Origin of the sequence: Mesorhizobium robiniae (assembly GCF_040545535.1) — a bacterium.
Lineage (GTDB): Bacteria > Pseudomonadota > Alphaproteobacteria > Rhizobiales > Rhizobiaceae > Mesorhizobium > Mesorhizobium robiniae.
Window position 1 is genome coordinate 519,582 of sequence record NZ_JBEPMC010000001.1, and the last position, 15,338, is coordinate 534,919.

The 15,338-nt window shown below is 64.1% G+C and carries 15 protein-coding genes and 1 pseudogene; 12 read left to right on the forward strand and 4 right to left on the reverse strand.

From position 1 onward, the window contains the following. Positions 1 to 14 precede the first annotated feature (14 nt). Positions 15 to 1,745, forward strand: coding sequence for a Na/Pi cotransporter family protein (locus ABID19_RS02460; protein WP_354487726.1), 1,731 nt, complete (start codon positions 15 to 17; stop codon positions 1,743 to 1,745). A 76-nt stretch (positions 1,746 to 1,821) separates the two neighbouring features. Here ABID19_RS02460 and ABID19_RS02465 read toward each other — a convergent pair whose 3' ends face one another. Further along, on the reverse strand, positions 1,822 to 2,613 hold the full coding sequence (locus ABID19_RS02465; protein ID WP_435528686.1) for a pseudouridine synthase: 792 nt from the start codon (positions 2,611 to 2,613) through the stop codon (positions 1,822 to 1,824). Between the two features lie 27 nt (positions 2,614 to 2,640). Further along, entirely contained in the window at positions 2,641 to 3,315 is a 675-nt protein-coding gene (locus ABID19_RS02470; protein WP_354487729.1) for a GntR family transcriptional regulator, read from the reverse strand. A gap of 108 nt (positions 3,316 to 3,423) precedes the next feature. On the opposite strand from ABID19_RS02470, the gene ABID19_RS02475 reads away from it, so the two are divergent. The 7 genes from ABID19_RS02475 to ABID19_RS02505 all read left to right on the forward strand — a co-directional run bounded on the left by ABID19_RS02475 (position 3,424) and on the right by ABID19_RS02505 (position 10,434). Continuing rightward, positions 3,424 to 4,704 (forward strand): NAD(P)/FAD-dependent oxidoreductase, encoded by a 1,281-nt coding sequence (locus ABID19_RS02475; RefSeq protein WP_354487731.1) that lies wholly within the window; start codon positions 3,424 to 3,426, stop codon positions 4,702 to 4,704. 200 nt (positions 4,705 to 4,904) lie between these two features. After that, positions 4,905 to 5,810 carry a LysR family transcriptional regulator gene (locus ABID19_RS02480; RefSeq protein WP_354487733.1) on the forward strand — a complete coding sequence of 302 codons (906 nt, stop codon included), beginning with the start codon at positions 4,905 to 4,907 and terminating at the stop codon, positions 5,808 to 5,810. 194 nt (positions 5,811 to 6,004) lie between these two features. Then, positions 6,005 to 6,781 (forward strand): ECF transporter S component, encoded by a 777-nt coding sequence (locus ABID19_RS02485; protein ID WP_354487735.1) that lies wholly within the window; start codon positions 6,005 to 6,007, stop codon positions 6,779 to 6,781. Continuing rightward, positions 6,781 to 8,556, forward strand: a complete 1,776-nt coding sequence (locus ABID19_RS02490; RefSeq protein WP_354487737.1) for an ABC transporter ATP-binding protein — start codon at positions 6,781 to 6,783, stop codon at positions 8,554 to 8,556. Before ABID19_RS02485 ends, ABID19_RS02490 begins: the two co-directional genes overlap by 1 nt. After that, positions 8,556 to 9,383 carry an energy-coupling factor transporter transmembrane component T family protein gene (locus ABID19_RS02495; RefSeq protein WP_354487739.1) on the forward strand — a complete coding sequence of 276 codons (828 nt, stop codon included), beginning with the start codon at positions 8,556 to 8,558 and terminating at the stop codon, positions 9,381 to 9,383. The genes ABID19_RS02490 and ABID19_RS02495 overlap by 1 nt, the downstream gene beginning before the upstream one ends. Beyond that, positions 9,380 to 9,811: a nuclear transport factor 2 family protein gene (locus tag ABID19_RS02500; protein WP_354487741.1), complete on the forward strand. Its 432-nt coding sequence runs from the start codon at positions 9,380 to 9,382 to the stop codon at positions 9,809 to 9,811. The genes ABID19_RS02495 and ABID19_RS02500 overlap by 4 nt, the downstream gene beginning before the upstream one ends. Further along, positions 9,808 to 10,434, forward strand: coding sequence for an NAD(P)H-dependent oxidoreductase (locus tag ABID19_RS02505; RefSeq protein WP_354487743.1), 627 nt, complete (start codon positions 9,808 to 9,810; stop codon positions 10,432 to 10,434). Before ABID19_RS02500 ends, ABID19_RS02505 begins: the two co-directional genes overlap by 4 nt. 19 nt (positions 10,435 to 10,453) lie before the next feature. On the opposite strand, the gene ABID19_RS02510 is transcribed toward ABID19_RS02505, so the two are convergent. Beyond that, entirely contained in the window at positions 10,454 to 10,675 is a 222-nt protein-coding gene (locus ABID19_RS02510; RefSeq protein WP_354487745.1) for a hypothetical protein, read from the reverse strand. Between the two features lie 224 nt (positions 10,676 to 10,899). Next, positions 10,900 to 11,856, reverse strand: a complete 957-nt coding sequence (locus ABID19_RS02515) for a LysR family transcriptional regulator (protein ID WP_354488279.1) — start codon at positions 11,854 to 11,856, stop codon at positions 10,900 to 10,902. A gap of 90 nt (positions 11,857 to 11,946) precedes the next feature. Here ABID19_RS02515 and ABID19_RS02520 point away from each other — a divergent pair, with 90 nt between their 5' ends. The 4 genes and pseudogenes from ABID19_RS02520 to ABID19_RS02535 all read left to right on the forward strand — a co-directional run bounded on the left by ABID19_RS02520 (position 11,947) and on the right by ABID19_RS02535 (position 15,019). Next, positions 11,947 to 12,822, forward strand: coding sequence for an NmrA family NAD(P)-binding protein (locus ABID19_RS02520; RefSeq protein WP_354487747.1), 876 nt, complete (start codon positions 11,947 to 11,949; stop codon positions 12,820 to 12,822). A 134-nt stretch (positions 12,823 to 12,956) separates the two neighbouring features. Continuing rightward, positions 12,957 to 13,235: a metal-sensing transcriptional repressor gene (locus ABID19_RS02525; protein WP_354487748.1), complete on the forward strand. Its 279-nt coding sequence runs from the start codon at positions 12,957 to 12,959 to the stop codon at positions 13,233 to 13,235. Positions 13,236 to 13,249: 14 nt separating this feature from the next. Beyond that, positions 13,250 to 14,266: pseudogene (locus ABID19_RS02530) on the forward strand (cation diffusion facilitator family transporter); the annotation flags it as partial. A 42-nt stretch (positions 14,267 to 14,308) separates the two neighbouring features. Further along, a complete protein-coding gene (locus ABID19_RS02535) occupies positions 14,309 to 15,019 on the forward strand; it encodes a HoxN/HupN/NixA family nickel/cobalt transporter (RefSeq protein WP_354487752.1) in 711 nt (236 codons plus the stop codon). Positions 15,020 to 15,338 lie beyond the last annotated feature (319 nt).

Below are 15,338 nucleotides of genomic sequence, written 5' to 3' on the forward strand. Positions count from 1 at the left end.
GGGGACTGCGTCACATGGACATAGATATCTTCAAGGACATCCTCGTGCCGGTGATCGGCGGGTTGGGCATCTTCATGCTCGGCCTGGACTTCATGGCAAACGGCATCCAGGCGCTTTCGGTCAACCGGATGCGCGCCTTTCTCGCCAAGGCAGCCGGAACGCCGATCAAGGGCGTGCTGGCAGGAACACTGATCACCGGCGTCATCCAGTCGTCGACGGCGATGAGCGTCATGGTCGTCGGCCTGGTCAACGCCGGCGTCATCGCGCTTCGACCGGCGATCAGCGTGATCATGGGCGCCAATATCGGCACCACGCTTGGCAACGGGCTGATCGCCCTGCCGCTCGGTCCGCTCGGATTGATCCTGGCCGGGGTGTTCTCGCTGATCTACTGCTTCGCCAAAAGTGAAAAGGTCAAGAACATAGCGCTCGCCGGCATGGGCTTCGCGCTCATCTTCTACGGCCTCAACCTGATGACCGGCGGCCTGCGTCCGCTTCGCAACCTGCCCGAAGTCATGGCCCTGCTGCAAAGCCTCACGGCCGATTCCTATATCAACCTTCTCAAATGCGTGTTCATCGCCGCCGGCGTGACCGCCATGATCCATTCGTCCTCGGCGACGATCGGCATTGTGATGGGCCTTGGTGCCGCCGGCATTCTCGACTGGACCACGGCCGTCGCCTTCTCGCTTGGCGCGGATCTCGGCACCACGATCACCTCTTGGATGGCTTCGCTCAATCTTTCGAAGAATGCCAAACGGACTGCTTACGCGCACATCTCGTTCAACATTATCGGCGTGTGCATCACCATCCCGCTGTTCTTCGTCTCCATGCAGGTCCTGGGATGGGCCATGCAGTTCTTCGGCGGCGATCCCGCCATTCCGGTGATCGTCGACGGCAAGGAGACCTTCCCCCTGGTGCCGGTCGCGGTCGGCCTTTACTCGACCTTCTTCAACATCTTCAACACGTTGTTGCTGTTCCCGTTCATCGGCGTGTTCGAGCGGGTTCTGTCGCGTGTCGGCCACACGGATGCCGAGGACACGGAGGATTTCTCGACGCCGAAATTCCTCGACCGCAAGCTGGCCGGCGATTTTGCCAAAGCCGTTCCCGCCGTTCAGCAGGAGACGGCCCGTCATCTCGAGGCCGGCGCCATGTTCCTCGACATCGCACGCTCGGCCAAGAAGGCGCCGTCGGATCCGGGCGAGCACTATCTTGCAACCGACATTCTCAGCCGCGATATCCGCGCCTACACCGCCGAACTGATGAAGGAGGATCTGCCCTACGACCAGCTCGACCTGATCGCCAGCCTGATCGAGGAAGCCGACTTCACGGCTGCCCTGACGGAATCGATGCATCAGGTGGCACGCCGTGTCAGGCGCGAGAAGTTCAGCGGCCCAGCGCAGGCCATCGTTGACGTGGCCTTGAGCAAGCTCGATATTTCGCTGCGGGAAATCTTGCCGACCTACGGCATCTCCCACCCACAGATGCCGGCCGGCCATGTCAATCTGCCGGAGGTCGAGGAACTGCGTGCCCGCACGCTGGCGCTCGGACCGAATGCGGGCGCAGCCGAACGCGGCACGATCCTGGCCCTGCTCGGGTCGATCGAGCGCGCGGAAATCCTGATCCGCCGCATCGACGCCGAGCGCAAATCCGTCAACCGGCAGAGCGTTCTCGCCCGTGCCTCGGCACGCAAGGAAACCAGACCGCAGTCGATGGGCGATACCGGCCTCAGCCCGGTTCCGGCCGAGTAACGGTCAGGGCCGGGCGGCGGGAGCTGCCCCTTTCCCTTCTCCCGCAACATGGGAGAAGGGAGCGATGCGCCTTCGCTCAGGCCGAGGCCGCGAACAACGCCAGCTCTTCGGCCGTGAGGTGGCGGGCCTTACCTTTGGCAAGGTCGCCGAGCTGCAAGGGGCCGACCGCCACCCGCACAAGACGAAGCACTTCCACGTCATAGGCGCCGAGCAGCCGGCGGATATGGCGGTTGCGGCCCTCGTCGAGGGTGATTTCCAGCCAGGCGGTGCTGGTTCCGCTGCGCAGGATGTCGATCGACCGCGCCGTCAAATCCTCGCCATCGACCGTGGCGCCGGCACGCAGCCGCGCCAGCATGGCCTCGTCGGGCAGGGCGCCGATCTGCACGTGATAAATCTTGGCGACGTGCGAGGCGGGATCGAGCAGGCGCTGCGCGAAACGCGTGTCGTTGGTCATCAAAAGCAGGCCTTCGCTGGCCTTGTCGAGGCGGCCGACCGGCGACACGAAAGGCAGGTCGAGTTCTGCCAGGCAGTCATAGACAGTGCCGCGGTCCTGCGGGTCGTCGCGGGTGGTGACCAGGCCGCGTGGCTTGTTGATCATCAGATAGACCTTGCGCTCGGCAATGACGCGGCTGCCATCGACCTCGATGCGGTCGCGGCCGGGATCGACGCGCATCGAGCCGTTGCGCACGATTTTGCCGGCGACCCGAACGCGCCCTTCGGCGACCAGAACTTCGGCCTGCTTGCGCGAGCACAGGCCGAGTTTCGACAGCGCGCGGCAAAGGCTGACTCCGGGGGGATTTGCTCGGGGAGTGCTGGCCCCGGCATTAGGCGCGGCGCGGTGCCGGCCGGCATTCGGTCGTGGCGTCATCGTCTTGCGTGGTCGTTGCGGCAAGGGTCAGGGCTTTCCCGCCGGCCCGTCTCCAGCCTGGGCCAGCGTTTCCATCCCCTCGCTGAGGTGCTTTCGCAGGATGCGGACGGCCGCCGCGGCATCACGGTGCCGGCAGGTCGTCAACAGGTCGCGGTGCTCCTCCTGCGATTGGCTGCGATAGTTGAGGTTGGACAGGAGAACGCGAACGTAGCGGTCGGCCGCATTGTGGTGGGCTTCGATGAGGCCGAGGAGCCGGGCGTTGCCGCAGGCGCTGTAAAGGGCCAGGTGAAAGGCACGGTTCAGCGTTCCCCAGCGGCCGACATTCGGCTCGGCATCGATCTGGTTGAGCACATGGCCTGCCTCGTCGAGCTTCTCGATGCCGAGGTTCGGCACCGAGAGCCGCAGCGCCTCGCTTTCGAGCAGTGCGCGGACCGCAAAGATCTCCCTGATCTCGGTAACATCCATCCTGGCGACGTGCGCGCCCTTGGTCGGATGGATCGAAACGATGCCTTCGGCCTCGAGCTGGCGAAGCGCGTCGCGGACCGGCATGCGGCTGAAGCCGAAGCGCTCGGCCAAGTCGTCCTGGCGCAGCGGCGTGCCGGCCGCCAGGCTGCCGTCGGCGATCGATTCGCGCAGCACGTTGGCCACCTGCTCCGCCACGGTCAGCGGTTTCTGCATCAAGCCTTCGCCAAATTCGCGCAATCGATTCTCCTATCACCTGGAGCTTGCCTAACAGAAAGCGGCTTGTGCGGATATCTGTATTCTCGTATACCGGTATCCAGAATTGCCGCGTATCGGCAGGGGAGTTCCATGTCGCTCGGATCGGATCCACACAAGAAACCGGGCTCCAACAGCGGACCGGTCGACGCCGTCATCATCGGTGGTGGAATCGCCGGCTGCACGCTGGCTTACGAGCTGGCGTCGAGGGGCGTCAAAACGGTCGTTCTCGAACAGACGGTGATCGCCGCCGAATCTTCAGGGCGCAACACCGGCACCTTGCTCAGCGGCCCGCAGACAGAAGTGGTCGAAATGCTCGACGCCTGCGCGGCTATCTATGAGGAGCTTTCGCAAGGAGCGGTGCCGTTCGAGTTCGGCAAGATCGGCCACCTGCTCATCTCGGAGGACGAGGCAAGCTTCGAGGCGGCCGGAGTGGTCGCCGATCGCTACCGGGCCGCCGGCGTCGCCATGGAGAAGATCACCGGCGCGGAACTCGCGCGGGATCATCCGCGCATCGGCTTCAAGGTGGCGGGCGGCTATCACGTCGGCCGCGCCTGGACGTTGGAGCCGATGGGCGCGACGCATGCCTTCGCCCACGCCGCCCGCGAGGCCGGTGCGGTGATCCGGACAGGGCTTCGCGTCGCCCAGATTTTTTCGAAGGGCGGCAAGGTCCAGGGCGTGCTGACCGATCAGGGGATCATATCGGCCGATCTCGTCTTCATCGCCAACGGGCTGTGGATGTCGGACCTGCTGCGGCGAACCGTCGGCGACGGGCCGCTGCCCGGCCTGCCGTTCACCGCCGGCCGCGGCTGGCTGATCCAGTTGGGCAAGCTCGACTTCGAGCTGCCGTGGATCGTCGAGGAGCTGACATGGCCGGACCAGGAGGAGCTGGGAAAGCGGATGAGCCTCGCCGGCCTTGCCGACGTCGCCGAGCAGCGGGACGACCAGCCGGCCGTCGAGGCCATTTGCCTCAATCCGATGCGTGGCGGCGATGCGCGGCTCGGCGCATCGGTCCAGCCGGCTTTTCGCGACTTGGTTCGCAATACCGATATGGCGAGCCGGATCGCCAGCCGCACGCTGCGCATGCTGCCCGGCCTTGGCTCGCCGCGGGTGAGCAACGTCTATCCCGGCAACCGGCCGATGCTCTCCGACGGTCTGCCGGTCGCCGGCAAGACTGATATCGAAGGCCTGTTCGTGCATGGCGGCATGGGCTCGATCGGCATGCGTGCAGCACCAGCCACGGCGCGCTGGCTGGTGGACGCGGTGCTTTCGGGCGACGGCAACCCGGCGCAGCCATGGCTGCGCCCGGACCGCTTTCCCGGCTGGGGAATTTGCCAATGCGCCGTCGATACGGCGAGAATGCCTCTCGCATAGATTCACGTCTGGCTTGTATCTCTTTGAGAAAAAAGGAGTTCTGTCTTCCTGTGTGAGAGGTAGAGGTCGGGCGGGACAGAGGGGGCGCCGTAGAGCATCAGCAACCAGCCTTGGGCGAAACGCGCGGGCCTTGACGCGGCTGACGGTGTTCCGTCTTGATGCACTGCGGCCCAAGCAGCGTAACACCAGCCGGAGATCCCTTGATCCACTCCCGTTTGCTTCGCTATCTCGACGAAGTGGCTCGCTGCGGCTCGATCCGCAAGGCGGCGGTGACGCTCAATGTCGCGGCGTCGGCTATCAACCGGCAAATCATCGCGCTGGAACAACAGCTGGGGACGCCGATTTTCGAGCGCCTGCCAGGCCAGATGCGGCCGACCGCCGCCGGCGAGGTGCTGATCACCCACGCCAGGGAAACGTTGAAGCATCACAAAAGGGCGATCGAACGGATCGAGACGCTGAAGGACGGCCGTTTCGCCAGCGCGTCGATCGCCACGGTGGGCGGGCTCGCCAACGACATGCTGTCCTATGCGTTGGCCGAGTATCGCCGCGAACGGCCCTTCACACGGTTTTCGGTCAGCGTTCTGGCGGCCGACGACATCGCCCGGCAGGTCGCGGCCGGGGAGATCGATCTGGGTTTTGCGTTCGATCTTCCCGACACACCCAACCTGACCGTTGCCGAGTCGATGTGGAGCAATTGCGGCGCCGTCGTGCTGCCCGACCACGAACTTGCCTCGAAAGCCGTGCTGCGCCTTGGCGACCTCAGGCGGTTTCCGCTGATCATGCCGCAGGTTGGCGTCACGCTGCGCGATCACTTCGACCATGCCTGCGCCTCTGCCGGCCTGTCGCTCGAGCCGGTGCTGGAATCCAACAGTTTTGAGCTGCTCAAGCATTTCGCCATGCTCGATCAGGGCATCGCCATTCTCAACCGGATCGACGTGCTGCACAGCCATCTTTCTCGGGCGGTCACCTTCATCCCGATCGCCGAACTTGCCCGCTTCAGCCAGCGGCTCAGCGTCGTGCATCGCGCTCGCGGTCGATTGGCGCCGCTGCCCAGCCACCTGCTCGAACGGCTGAGCAGCCTGATCGCCAGCCAGAGCGGATCGTGAGGGTGAAAGGTGCTGTGGGTTAGAGGTAGCGTCCCGTCATTGACGGTGACGGCCAGCGTCGAGCGGCGGGGGACCCCGTTGCCCGAAAGGCAACGGGGTGCGCGTTCTTTGATGCTTTGACGCACCGGACTTTTCGGCCACATTCTCTTTGGGAACTTAGCCAGCGAAAACGCTGCTCAACAAGGGGAACAACAATGACAGCCGACGCACCGCAACCGCGCAGTCTGGTAACGACAGGAGGCGTCTCGATCGGAGGCGCGCCCGTATCCTATACGGCCATCCTGGCGGCACTTGTCGCCGTGCTTGCCTTCATTCCGGCCTCAATCGTGGTCGGCGGCATGGGGGGAGGGTGGCCGCTGCACGACGTCATCCATCCGCTGCTCGGCCTGCTGCTCGGCCCGATCGCTGGACCGATCGCTTCTGTCATCGGTATCGTCGTCGGCAATGTCATCGCGCCTTACACCAACCTCGGACCCTGGAGCCCGCTGATGGGCGCCATGAGCGCCTTTGCCGTCGGCATGGTCATGTATCCAAACCGCTCGCTCTGGTATGTGCCCTGGATCATCACGCTCGCCGCAAACCTGATCTACCTCTATCAGTCGCTGTCCTTCGGCATCGGCTTCTGGCTGTGGCTGAGCAACGTCTTCACGGTCGACGTGGCGCTGATCCTGATCGCCATTCCGCAGATCAGGAACTGGGCAATCGACCAGATCCGCAACGGCACGGCGAGCCTGTCGCTCTATTGCGCCTATTTCGTCGTGTTCTTCTTCGGTTCGACGGCAGGTATCCAGCTCAACTGGGTGCCGTCCTTCGCCACCAATCCGTGGCCGGCCGAAGTGTGGCCGCCGCTGATCTTCATCATCTTCGCGGAACGCGTCGTCTTCACCGCCGTTGGAGCGGTGGTCGCCTTCGCGCTCATCGCCGCCATTCGCCGGTCTCCCATCGCAAAGGCGAAGCTGGCAGGTTACTGATGCCACGGATCGGTTCATCAGGTGAGGATGAGCGGACCGATGGTCCGCTCATCCGCTTCAACACTGTCAGCTACAGCTATCCTGGCGCCAATCGCCCGGCGCTGGACAAGATCAACCTGACGATCGGCCGCGGCGAGATCGTCGGCGTGATCGGCCCGACCGGCGCCGGCAAGACGACGTTCTGCCTGGCGCTGAACGGGATCGTGCCGCAGTTCTTCGGCGGCGAATTCTTTGGCAGCGTCCACATCGCCGGCCTCGATGCGATCGAGACGCCGACCAGCCGGCTGGCGCAATTGGTCGGCATGGTGTTCGAGGATCCCGAAACGCAGATCACCGCAACGACAGTTGAAGGCGAGGTGGCGTTCGCGCTGGAGAACCTCAAAGTACCGACGCCGGAAATCGCCCGCCGCGTCGGCGAGGCGCTGAAAGCAGTAGGTCTCACCGGGCAGGAGACCAGGCATCCAGCGAACCTGTCGGGCGGCCAAAAGCAGCGGCTGTCGATTGCCGCGGCGCTGGCACTGTCATCCGACATCATCGTGCTCGACGAACCGACCTCGCAGCTTGATCCGATCGCCGCGGCGGAAGTCTTCGCCATACTGCGGCGATTGAACCGCGAGAACGGCCTGACCGTCGTCATCACCAGCCACGCCAGCGAGGAACTAGCAGAAATCGCCGATCGTATCCTGCTCATTTCCGCGGGCAGGATCGCGGCCGAGGGACCGCCTGAGACCGTCTTTGCCGCCATCGGGATGCTTGCCGAACATCGCGTGCGCCCGCCGGACATCGTGCGCAGCTTCGAGGTGCTTGCCCGCAATGCGCCCGCGCATGGCCGTAACCCACCCGCGGCGCGGCCGGTGACGCTGGCCGCGGCCAAGGCGGCGATCAAGGCGAATCCGTTGACGATCTCACTTTCCGCCGTTCCGGTGGAGACGCGGCGCGATGTCTCCAAGGTCGGGACTGCGCTGGCGGTGGAGGGCCTGACCCATATCTATCCCGATGGCACGCAGGCGCTGCGCGGCGTCGACCTGACGGTTGCCCATGGCGAATTCCTCGGCATTGTCGGCCGCAATGGCAGCGGCAAATCCACGCTGGTGCGGCATTTCCTGCATCTGCTGTCGCCGTCGTCGGGCACCGTGCGCGTCGCCGGCGACGACATTGCTGCGCTCAAGGTCAGCGATCTCGCGCAGCGCATCGGCTATGTCTCGCAGAATGCACATGCCCAGGTCTTCTGCGATACGGTGGCCAAGGAAGTCGGCTTCGCGCTGTCGATGATGAAGCGGCCCAAGAGCGATATCGATGTCGCCGTCAGCCGCTCGCTGACGGCGATGGACCTCGCCCACGCCGCCGACCAGCATCCGATGTCGCTCAGCCGCGGCGACCGGCTGCGCGTCGTCATCGCCGCCGTGCTGGCGCTCGAGCCTGAGATACTGATCTTCGACGAACCGACGACCGGCCAGGATTGGCGCGGATCGCTGGCCATCCTCGAAATGCTGCAGGCCTTGAACGGGATGGGCAAGACGGTCGTGCTCATCACCCATCATCTCTATCTGCTGCCAGGCTTCGTCGACCGCCTCGTCGTGATGGATGGTGGCAAAATCGTCCGCGACGGCGCGTTGCGCGATGTCTTTTACGACGGCGACGCGATGGAAGCCGCTGGTCTCGTGCCGCCGCAGACGGTGCGCTTCGGCCAGCACGTGCCGGCGCTGCGCGCTGCGCGTCCGCTTGGCCCGGACGATCTAACGGCGATGCTCGGCGCCTGCGTGGAGATCGCATAATGGTTAGCTACGCCGTCCAGCATCTGTCCGCCGAAACCACGATCGCCCGAGCCGATATGCGGGTGAAGTTCGCACTGCTTCTCCTGGCAAGCACGCTGATCTTCGTCTGGAACAGTGTCGTGCTGCAGGCGGCATTCCTTACCGTCATTATCGGGCTGATGTTTGCCGCCGGCGTGACCATCGCCACCATTCGCAAGCTGGTTCTGATCGTGTTGCCGGCACTGGTGCTGATCACCGTGATCCAGGGCCTGTGGAGCCCGTTCGGCAAGACGCCGGTTTTCACCGTGCCGCCTGGCGTGCCGCTGCTCGGCTCGCTCAACATCTTCTACGTCGAGGGCCTGCTGTTCGGACTGGTGGTCTGCTGCCGCGTGCTGATCCCGATGCTGGCATTTCAGTTGGTGTTCATGACCAGCGAGCCCAACGACATCGTGCTCGGGCTGGTGCGCGTCGGCGTTCCCTATCGCATAGCGTTCCTGTTTTCGACGACGTTCCGCTTCGTGCCGCTGCTGTTCCAGGAGCTGGAGGGCATCAAGGAGGCGCAGCGGCTGCGCGGCATCGACATCGACAGCATCGGCATGCTGCGCAAGCTGATCGCGCTCGGCCGCATGCTGGTGCCGCTGATCATGATCTCGCTGACCAAGGCGCAACTCATGGAAATCGCGCTGCAGGCGAAAGCCTTCAACGGCTCGGCCGACCGCACCAGCTTGCACCCGGCGCGTGAAAAGCTGTCGGTCGGCGAAATCCTGGCGATCGGCGCCTGCTTCGCCGTGTTTTGCGGGGCACTGGCCGGCCGACTCGTCTTTGGACTGGGAGGTTCTGTGCTGTGACCATATTGGCTCCCGATGCCAAGGTCGATTGCGATGCCGCCACGCTTGGCATGCTCGAACGCCAGGCGGATGCGTGGAAATCCGGCGACTTTTCGGCCGCTGCCGCCGACTGGCATCCCGACGGGGTGTTGACGGCGCCAGGCAACCGGATTCCCTACGAGAGGTTGGCGCGCACTATCGCCGACTTCCATCGCGACTATGGCGATCTCTCCGTGACCGTCACCTCGGCCTTTGCCTCCGCCGACGGCAGGCGGGTGGCGCTGGAATGGCTGTGGGAAGTGACGCGGCGGCGCGACGGCGCCCGCAGCTTGACCGAGGATGCCATACTCATCGATCTCGACGGCGACAGGCGCATCCTGTCGTGGCGCGAATATTTCGACACGGCAAGCGCCGTGGAGGATCACCACAGCCCCCAGAGAACAGCATGAAAGTCCTCGTCGTCTATTGCCACCCCTGCGCCGACAGCTTCAACGGGGCTGTACGCGACACAGTGCTGGAGACACTTGCCGACCACGGCCATGAGGTTCATCTCCTCGACCTTTACGCGACCGGATTCGATCCGGTCATGCGTGCCGACGAATGGCGCGGGTATCACGACAATGCCGCCAATCTCGAACCGGTGCACGACCGGGCGCAGGAACTGCGCTGGGCGCAGGCGGTGATCTTCATCTATCCGACCTGGTGGTATGGCCTGCCGGCGATGCTGAAGGGCTGGCTGGAGCGGGTGCTGGTGCCGGGTTTCGCCTTCGAGATGCCGACGGCGCAGCGCGGTCCGCGTCCCAAATTGCGGCACATACGCCGGGTGCTGGTGATGACGACATGCGGCGCGACGCCGCTGATGTCGTGGATCATGGGCCAGCCCGGCCGGCGCACCTTGCTGCGCGGCTTCCGCTCCGTCTGCCATCCGCTGTGCTCGACCAAATTCCTGGCGCTCTACCGGATGGACACAGTCTCCGTAGCCGAGCGCCAGGCGCATTTGCAGCGCGTCAGGAAAGCGGTCGCCGGCCTTGGACGCGCCGTCTCTGTGGCCTCCGACATGGTGCCCGGCTGATTACCAAGGTCTACGATCGTCAATTCGACCTGGAATCGTCCAGCATCTCGACAACGAAAGATGCGGCAATCAGGTCGTCTGCGTCGAGCCGCAGGGCGCCTTCGCCTCCTCCCATGGCGGCAGCGACCTTCTGAAAGGTTTTTATCTCATGCCCGGAAATCCGGGCGTTCTGCATCCTGGCCCTGAGGTCAGCGACGCGTCGGTTCAATGTGTGGGACGTTCCGATTTCACGGTTCGACATAACAACTGCTCCTCCCCAACCCACTTTTTTGCCTCCCACCGGCATTCGCCCGTTGCCCGTTTTTTGCCTAAATATGAGGCATGGCGAATACAGCGCCCCGAACGCGTGGTGCGAGGGAAGGTTCCAGCGCAACGCGGTCACGAAATAATACGGCGGGGTCTAACCGGCAGGCAGGCGGGCCATCTCGAAATGCTGCCCGCGCAACATGCGCACGCCCCTCCTCTTCAAGGAGCAGGCTGCGAACGGACGCTGCCTTTGACGGTGGACGCGCCGGGCGCGCTCAGCGCCGTTGCGGCGGCGGCGATGGCATGCCGCAACCAGACGTGCCGAGGCTCGTCCTGGTGGCGCGCGTGCCAGAGAAGGCTCATCGTGAAGCTGCCGAGATCGAGCGGCGGGGGCAGCGAGACAAAACGGCCCCCCACCATCTGCGCCAGGCTCGACGGCAGCGTCATGATCAGATCGGAGCGGGCAGCGATTTCCACTGCCGCAAGGAAGCTCGGCACGCGCACGCTCACCCGTCCGCGGCGGCCCACACCAGCGAGCGCCACGTCGACGAGCCCTGGTCCGACGCCGGTGACGCGCACCACGATATGACCCAATTCGAGATATCGGTCGAGCGTCAGCTCTTGGGCCGCTGCAGGGTGCCCGGCGCGCATCAGCGTGACAAATCGGTCTTGATAGAGACCGCGCCGGCGGATGCCCGCGGGCGCATCGTCGAAGACGCCGACGAGCGCATCCACGGCATTCTCCTCCAGTGCTTCGATCGCCGTTGCGCTGGGCGGCAGAACGTCCAGGTCGAGCGCCGGTGCTTCGACGGCGAGACGAGCAAGCAGATGAGGCGCCAACGCGGCAGTCTCAAGATCCATCATCAGCAGCCGCACATGACCGGTTGCAGTTGCCGGGTCGAAGGGGTTCGCCCCGAGCATCGTAGCGATGTCGGCCAGTGTGCTGCGCAACGCTGGCCGAATCCCTTCGGCGCGGGCAGTGAGCATGTAACCTGTGCGCCCTTCCGCCAGAAGAGCGTCCCCGAACAGCTTTCGTAGCCGCGACAGCGCACGGCTCACCGCCGGCTGGCTCATATTCAGACGGACGGCGGCCCGAGTAACGCTTCTTTCGTCAAGCAGCGCCTCGAGCACCACCAGCAGGTTCAGATCGACACGACGTAAATTCACTTGGTGCATGCCGACTATATAGCACATGCATTTGTCGCATACCTAGCCATTCCGTAGTTTCGGGCTCTCATCAATTGCGAACATCAAGGAGAACAGATCATGCATGTGGTTTTTGGAGCAAATGGGCGGGCCGGCGGGGAAACGGCGCGTGCGCTGATGTCGGGCGGCGAGCCCGTGCGCGTGGTCGTGCGCCGTCCGGAGCAGGGCAAAGCGTGGGCGGCGCTCGGCACCGAAGTCGCCGTCGCCAGCCTCGACAACGCAGAGCAGGTTGCCGCCGCTTTGAAAGGCGCAACGGCGGCGTTTCTCCTCAACCCTCCGCCGGTCGCCGGCGATCCGTTTGGGCGGACAGCGGAGATCGGCGCGGCACTTGCCCAGGCGGTCCGTCGTGCCGATCTGTCCAGGAGCGTTATCCTGTCGTCGATCGGCGCGCAGCATGAGACGGACACCGGGGTCATCGCCACCCTGCATCAGATCGAGGCGATGCTAGCCGGCACCGCGCCCGCCACGGCCTTTCTGCGCTCGGGCTATTTTGTCGAAACCTGGTCGGAAGTCGCTGGGGTCTGCGTCTCGGAAGGCGTGCTCCCATCGTTTCTGGAACCCGACCGGAAAATTCCCATGGTGAGCACGGCCGATGTCGGGCGCGCCGCCGCCCGGCTCATGTCCCAGAACTGGGCTGGAACGCGCATCGTAGAACTGGCCGGGCCCGAGGACTGGAGCGCCAGCGATGTGGCGGCTGCCTTTGCGAAAGTGCTCGGCCGTCCAGTCGAGCCGGTGCTGGTGCCGCCGGAACAGCGCGAAGCGGTCCTGGCCGAGGCGGGGCTCTCCACGGAGGTTACCGCCGCCCTGCTCGGCATGTACGAGGGCATTGCAAACGGCCGCTTCGCGCGCCAGGCCGGCACCGAGCACTGGCGTGGCACGACATCGCTGACAGCCGCGGTCGAGCGTATCGTCAAGCAGCTGCGCGCTGACACTTGAACCTTCTCATCGTGAGATCATGTTCGCAACCAGCCACCTGGGCCAGTACCCTGCTGCTGCCGTGGGAAACCTCACCGGCAAGGTGAGTTCAAAAAAGGTTGACCGTATCCCCCGGGGGAGGATACGGTCACGACATGTCCGAAGGCATCCACCATTCGCATCCTGCTATCGTGAAGCGTCTGAAGCGTGCCCAAGGCCACCTTGCGGCGGTGCTGGCCATGTTCGAGGCGCATCGTCCCTGTGTTGATCTGGCGCAGCAGCTCCACGCCGTGGAAAGCGCCATCAGCAGCGCAAAACGCGAATTGATCCACGATCATATCGAGCATTGCCTGACCGATACTGCGGAAACGGGCACCGCGGAAGCGGGCGGCAATTCGCTGGCGGAACTCAAGCAACTGGCGAAATACCTGTGAGCAGTCAAACACCTGTGAGCAGCCTTGGCGCGCGCATTCTCGACTGGTTCGGGTTCGGCTCACACGATCACACGGCGCATGGCCATGGCGGCCATGGCTCGCACGGTCACACCCACGGGGTCATCGATGCGACCATCGCGACGACCGACCGGGGCATCTGGGCGATAAAATGGTCGTTCGTCATCCTGGCAATCACCGCGGCATTGCAAATGGTCGTGGTGGTGCTGTCGGGCAGCGTGGCGCTGCTGGCCGACACGATCCACAATATCGGCGACGCCACCACCGCCATTCCGCTGTGGATCGCGTTCATACTGGCCCGGCGCAAGCCATCGCCGACCTTCACCTACGGCCTTGGCCGGGTCGAGGACCTGGCCGGGATCATCATCGTCGGGATCATCCTGTTCAGCGCCATCGTCGCCGGCTACCAGGCCATCGATCGTTTGATAAATCCACGCGTGGTGACGCATCTTGGTTGGCTGACTGCAGCAGGTATTGTCGGCTTTCTCGGCAATGAAGCGGTCGCGGTGTTCCGCATCCGCGTCGGCCGGGAAATCAACAGCGCCGCGCTGATCGCCGACGGCTATCATGCCCGCACCGACGGCCTGACCAGCCTTGCCGTGGTCATCGGGGCGCTCGGGGTCTGGCTCGGTTTTCCGCTGGCCGACCCAATCGTCGGCCTGCTGATCACACTTGCGATCTTCGGCATCGTCTGGCAGTCGGCCCGCTCGGTGCTGACCCGCATGCTCGACGGCGTGGAGCCTGATGTCATCGGCGAAATCCACCATGCTGCCGCGCATGTGCCGGAAGCGCGCATCGTCGACGCCAGGGCGCGGTGGATCGGCCACAAGCTGCACGCCGACATTGCTATTGCCGTCGAGGAAAATCTGCCGGTGTCCGAAGCGAAAAAGATCACGGCAGCGTTGGAAGCCGAGCTGTTCGATCACATGCCGGCGCTTGCGGCGGCAAACATAACATTGGCGAGAGCGGATGCGGATCATCCCCATGAACATGGTCACAGCGGACACAGGCACTAACGGTCGCTCCGACCGGCTCGTTTCTGTTACCCTTGGCTGATGTTCCAAATCCTTGTCGAGTTCCAACGAACGATCTATCTGGCGGTCGGCGAGCAGATCAAACTGCTCTCGGTGGGAGGCGACTGGCTGGCGTTCATGACTTTCCTGCCGATGGGCATCGTCTTCGGCGCCGCCCATGCGCTGACGCCGGGTCATAGCAAGGCCGTGCTGGCGACATATCTTGCCGGTTCGGATGCAAAGGTTCCGCGCGGCCTTCTCGTATCGATCACGCTGTCGTTCACGCATGTGATGATTGCCGTTCTGATTGCGGTTCTCTCGCTGCCGCTGGTCTCCATAGCCTTGGGCAGCGTTGGCCGCGCTCCGCTTTTGGAGGATATCAGTCGTGGGCTGCTCGGCCTGATCGGTGTCTGGATGCTCTGGCGCGCTTTGATCCGCGGCCATCACCACAAGCATGAGGGCGAGGCGGTCGGCGTTATGGCAGGTCTGGTCCCGTGCCCGCTGACGCTCTTCGTGATGACCTTCGCGATGTCCAGGGGCATTCCCGGCGCCGGTATTCTCTTCGCGATCACCATGATGGTCGGTGTGGCGCTGACGCTGTCCTGCGTCGCGGTGTTGTCGATCCTGTTTCGGGAACGCCTGATGGATTTCTTCGCCGGCAAGCCACTCGAAACCATTTCCCGAACTATCGAAGGCGCTGCTGGGCTGGCGCTTGCGGGCGTGGCCGTCTGGCAGATCATGTCCGGTTCCTGATCGTGCTCAAGTGTCAAGCGCCTGATCCGCACAAATAGAATCAAGATAGGTCTCTATCTCCTTGTTTGATTGAACTATTCCGGACCATGCGATGTCGCCGCGTCACGATTTCGGGCGCGCAGCCGCCCGGCTCATGTCCCAGAACTGGGCGCATCGTGGAACTGGCTGGTTCCGAAGACTGGCGTGGCACGACATTGCTGACAGCCGCGGTCGAGCGTATCGTCACGCTGCTGCGCGCTGCCGCTTGAGCCTTCTCATCGTGGGGCGCTTGCGGCGGCGAATATAAGATTGGCGAGCTGTAGCGCGCAAAATCACTTGG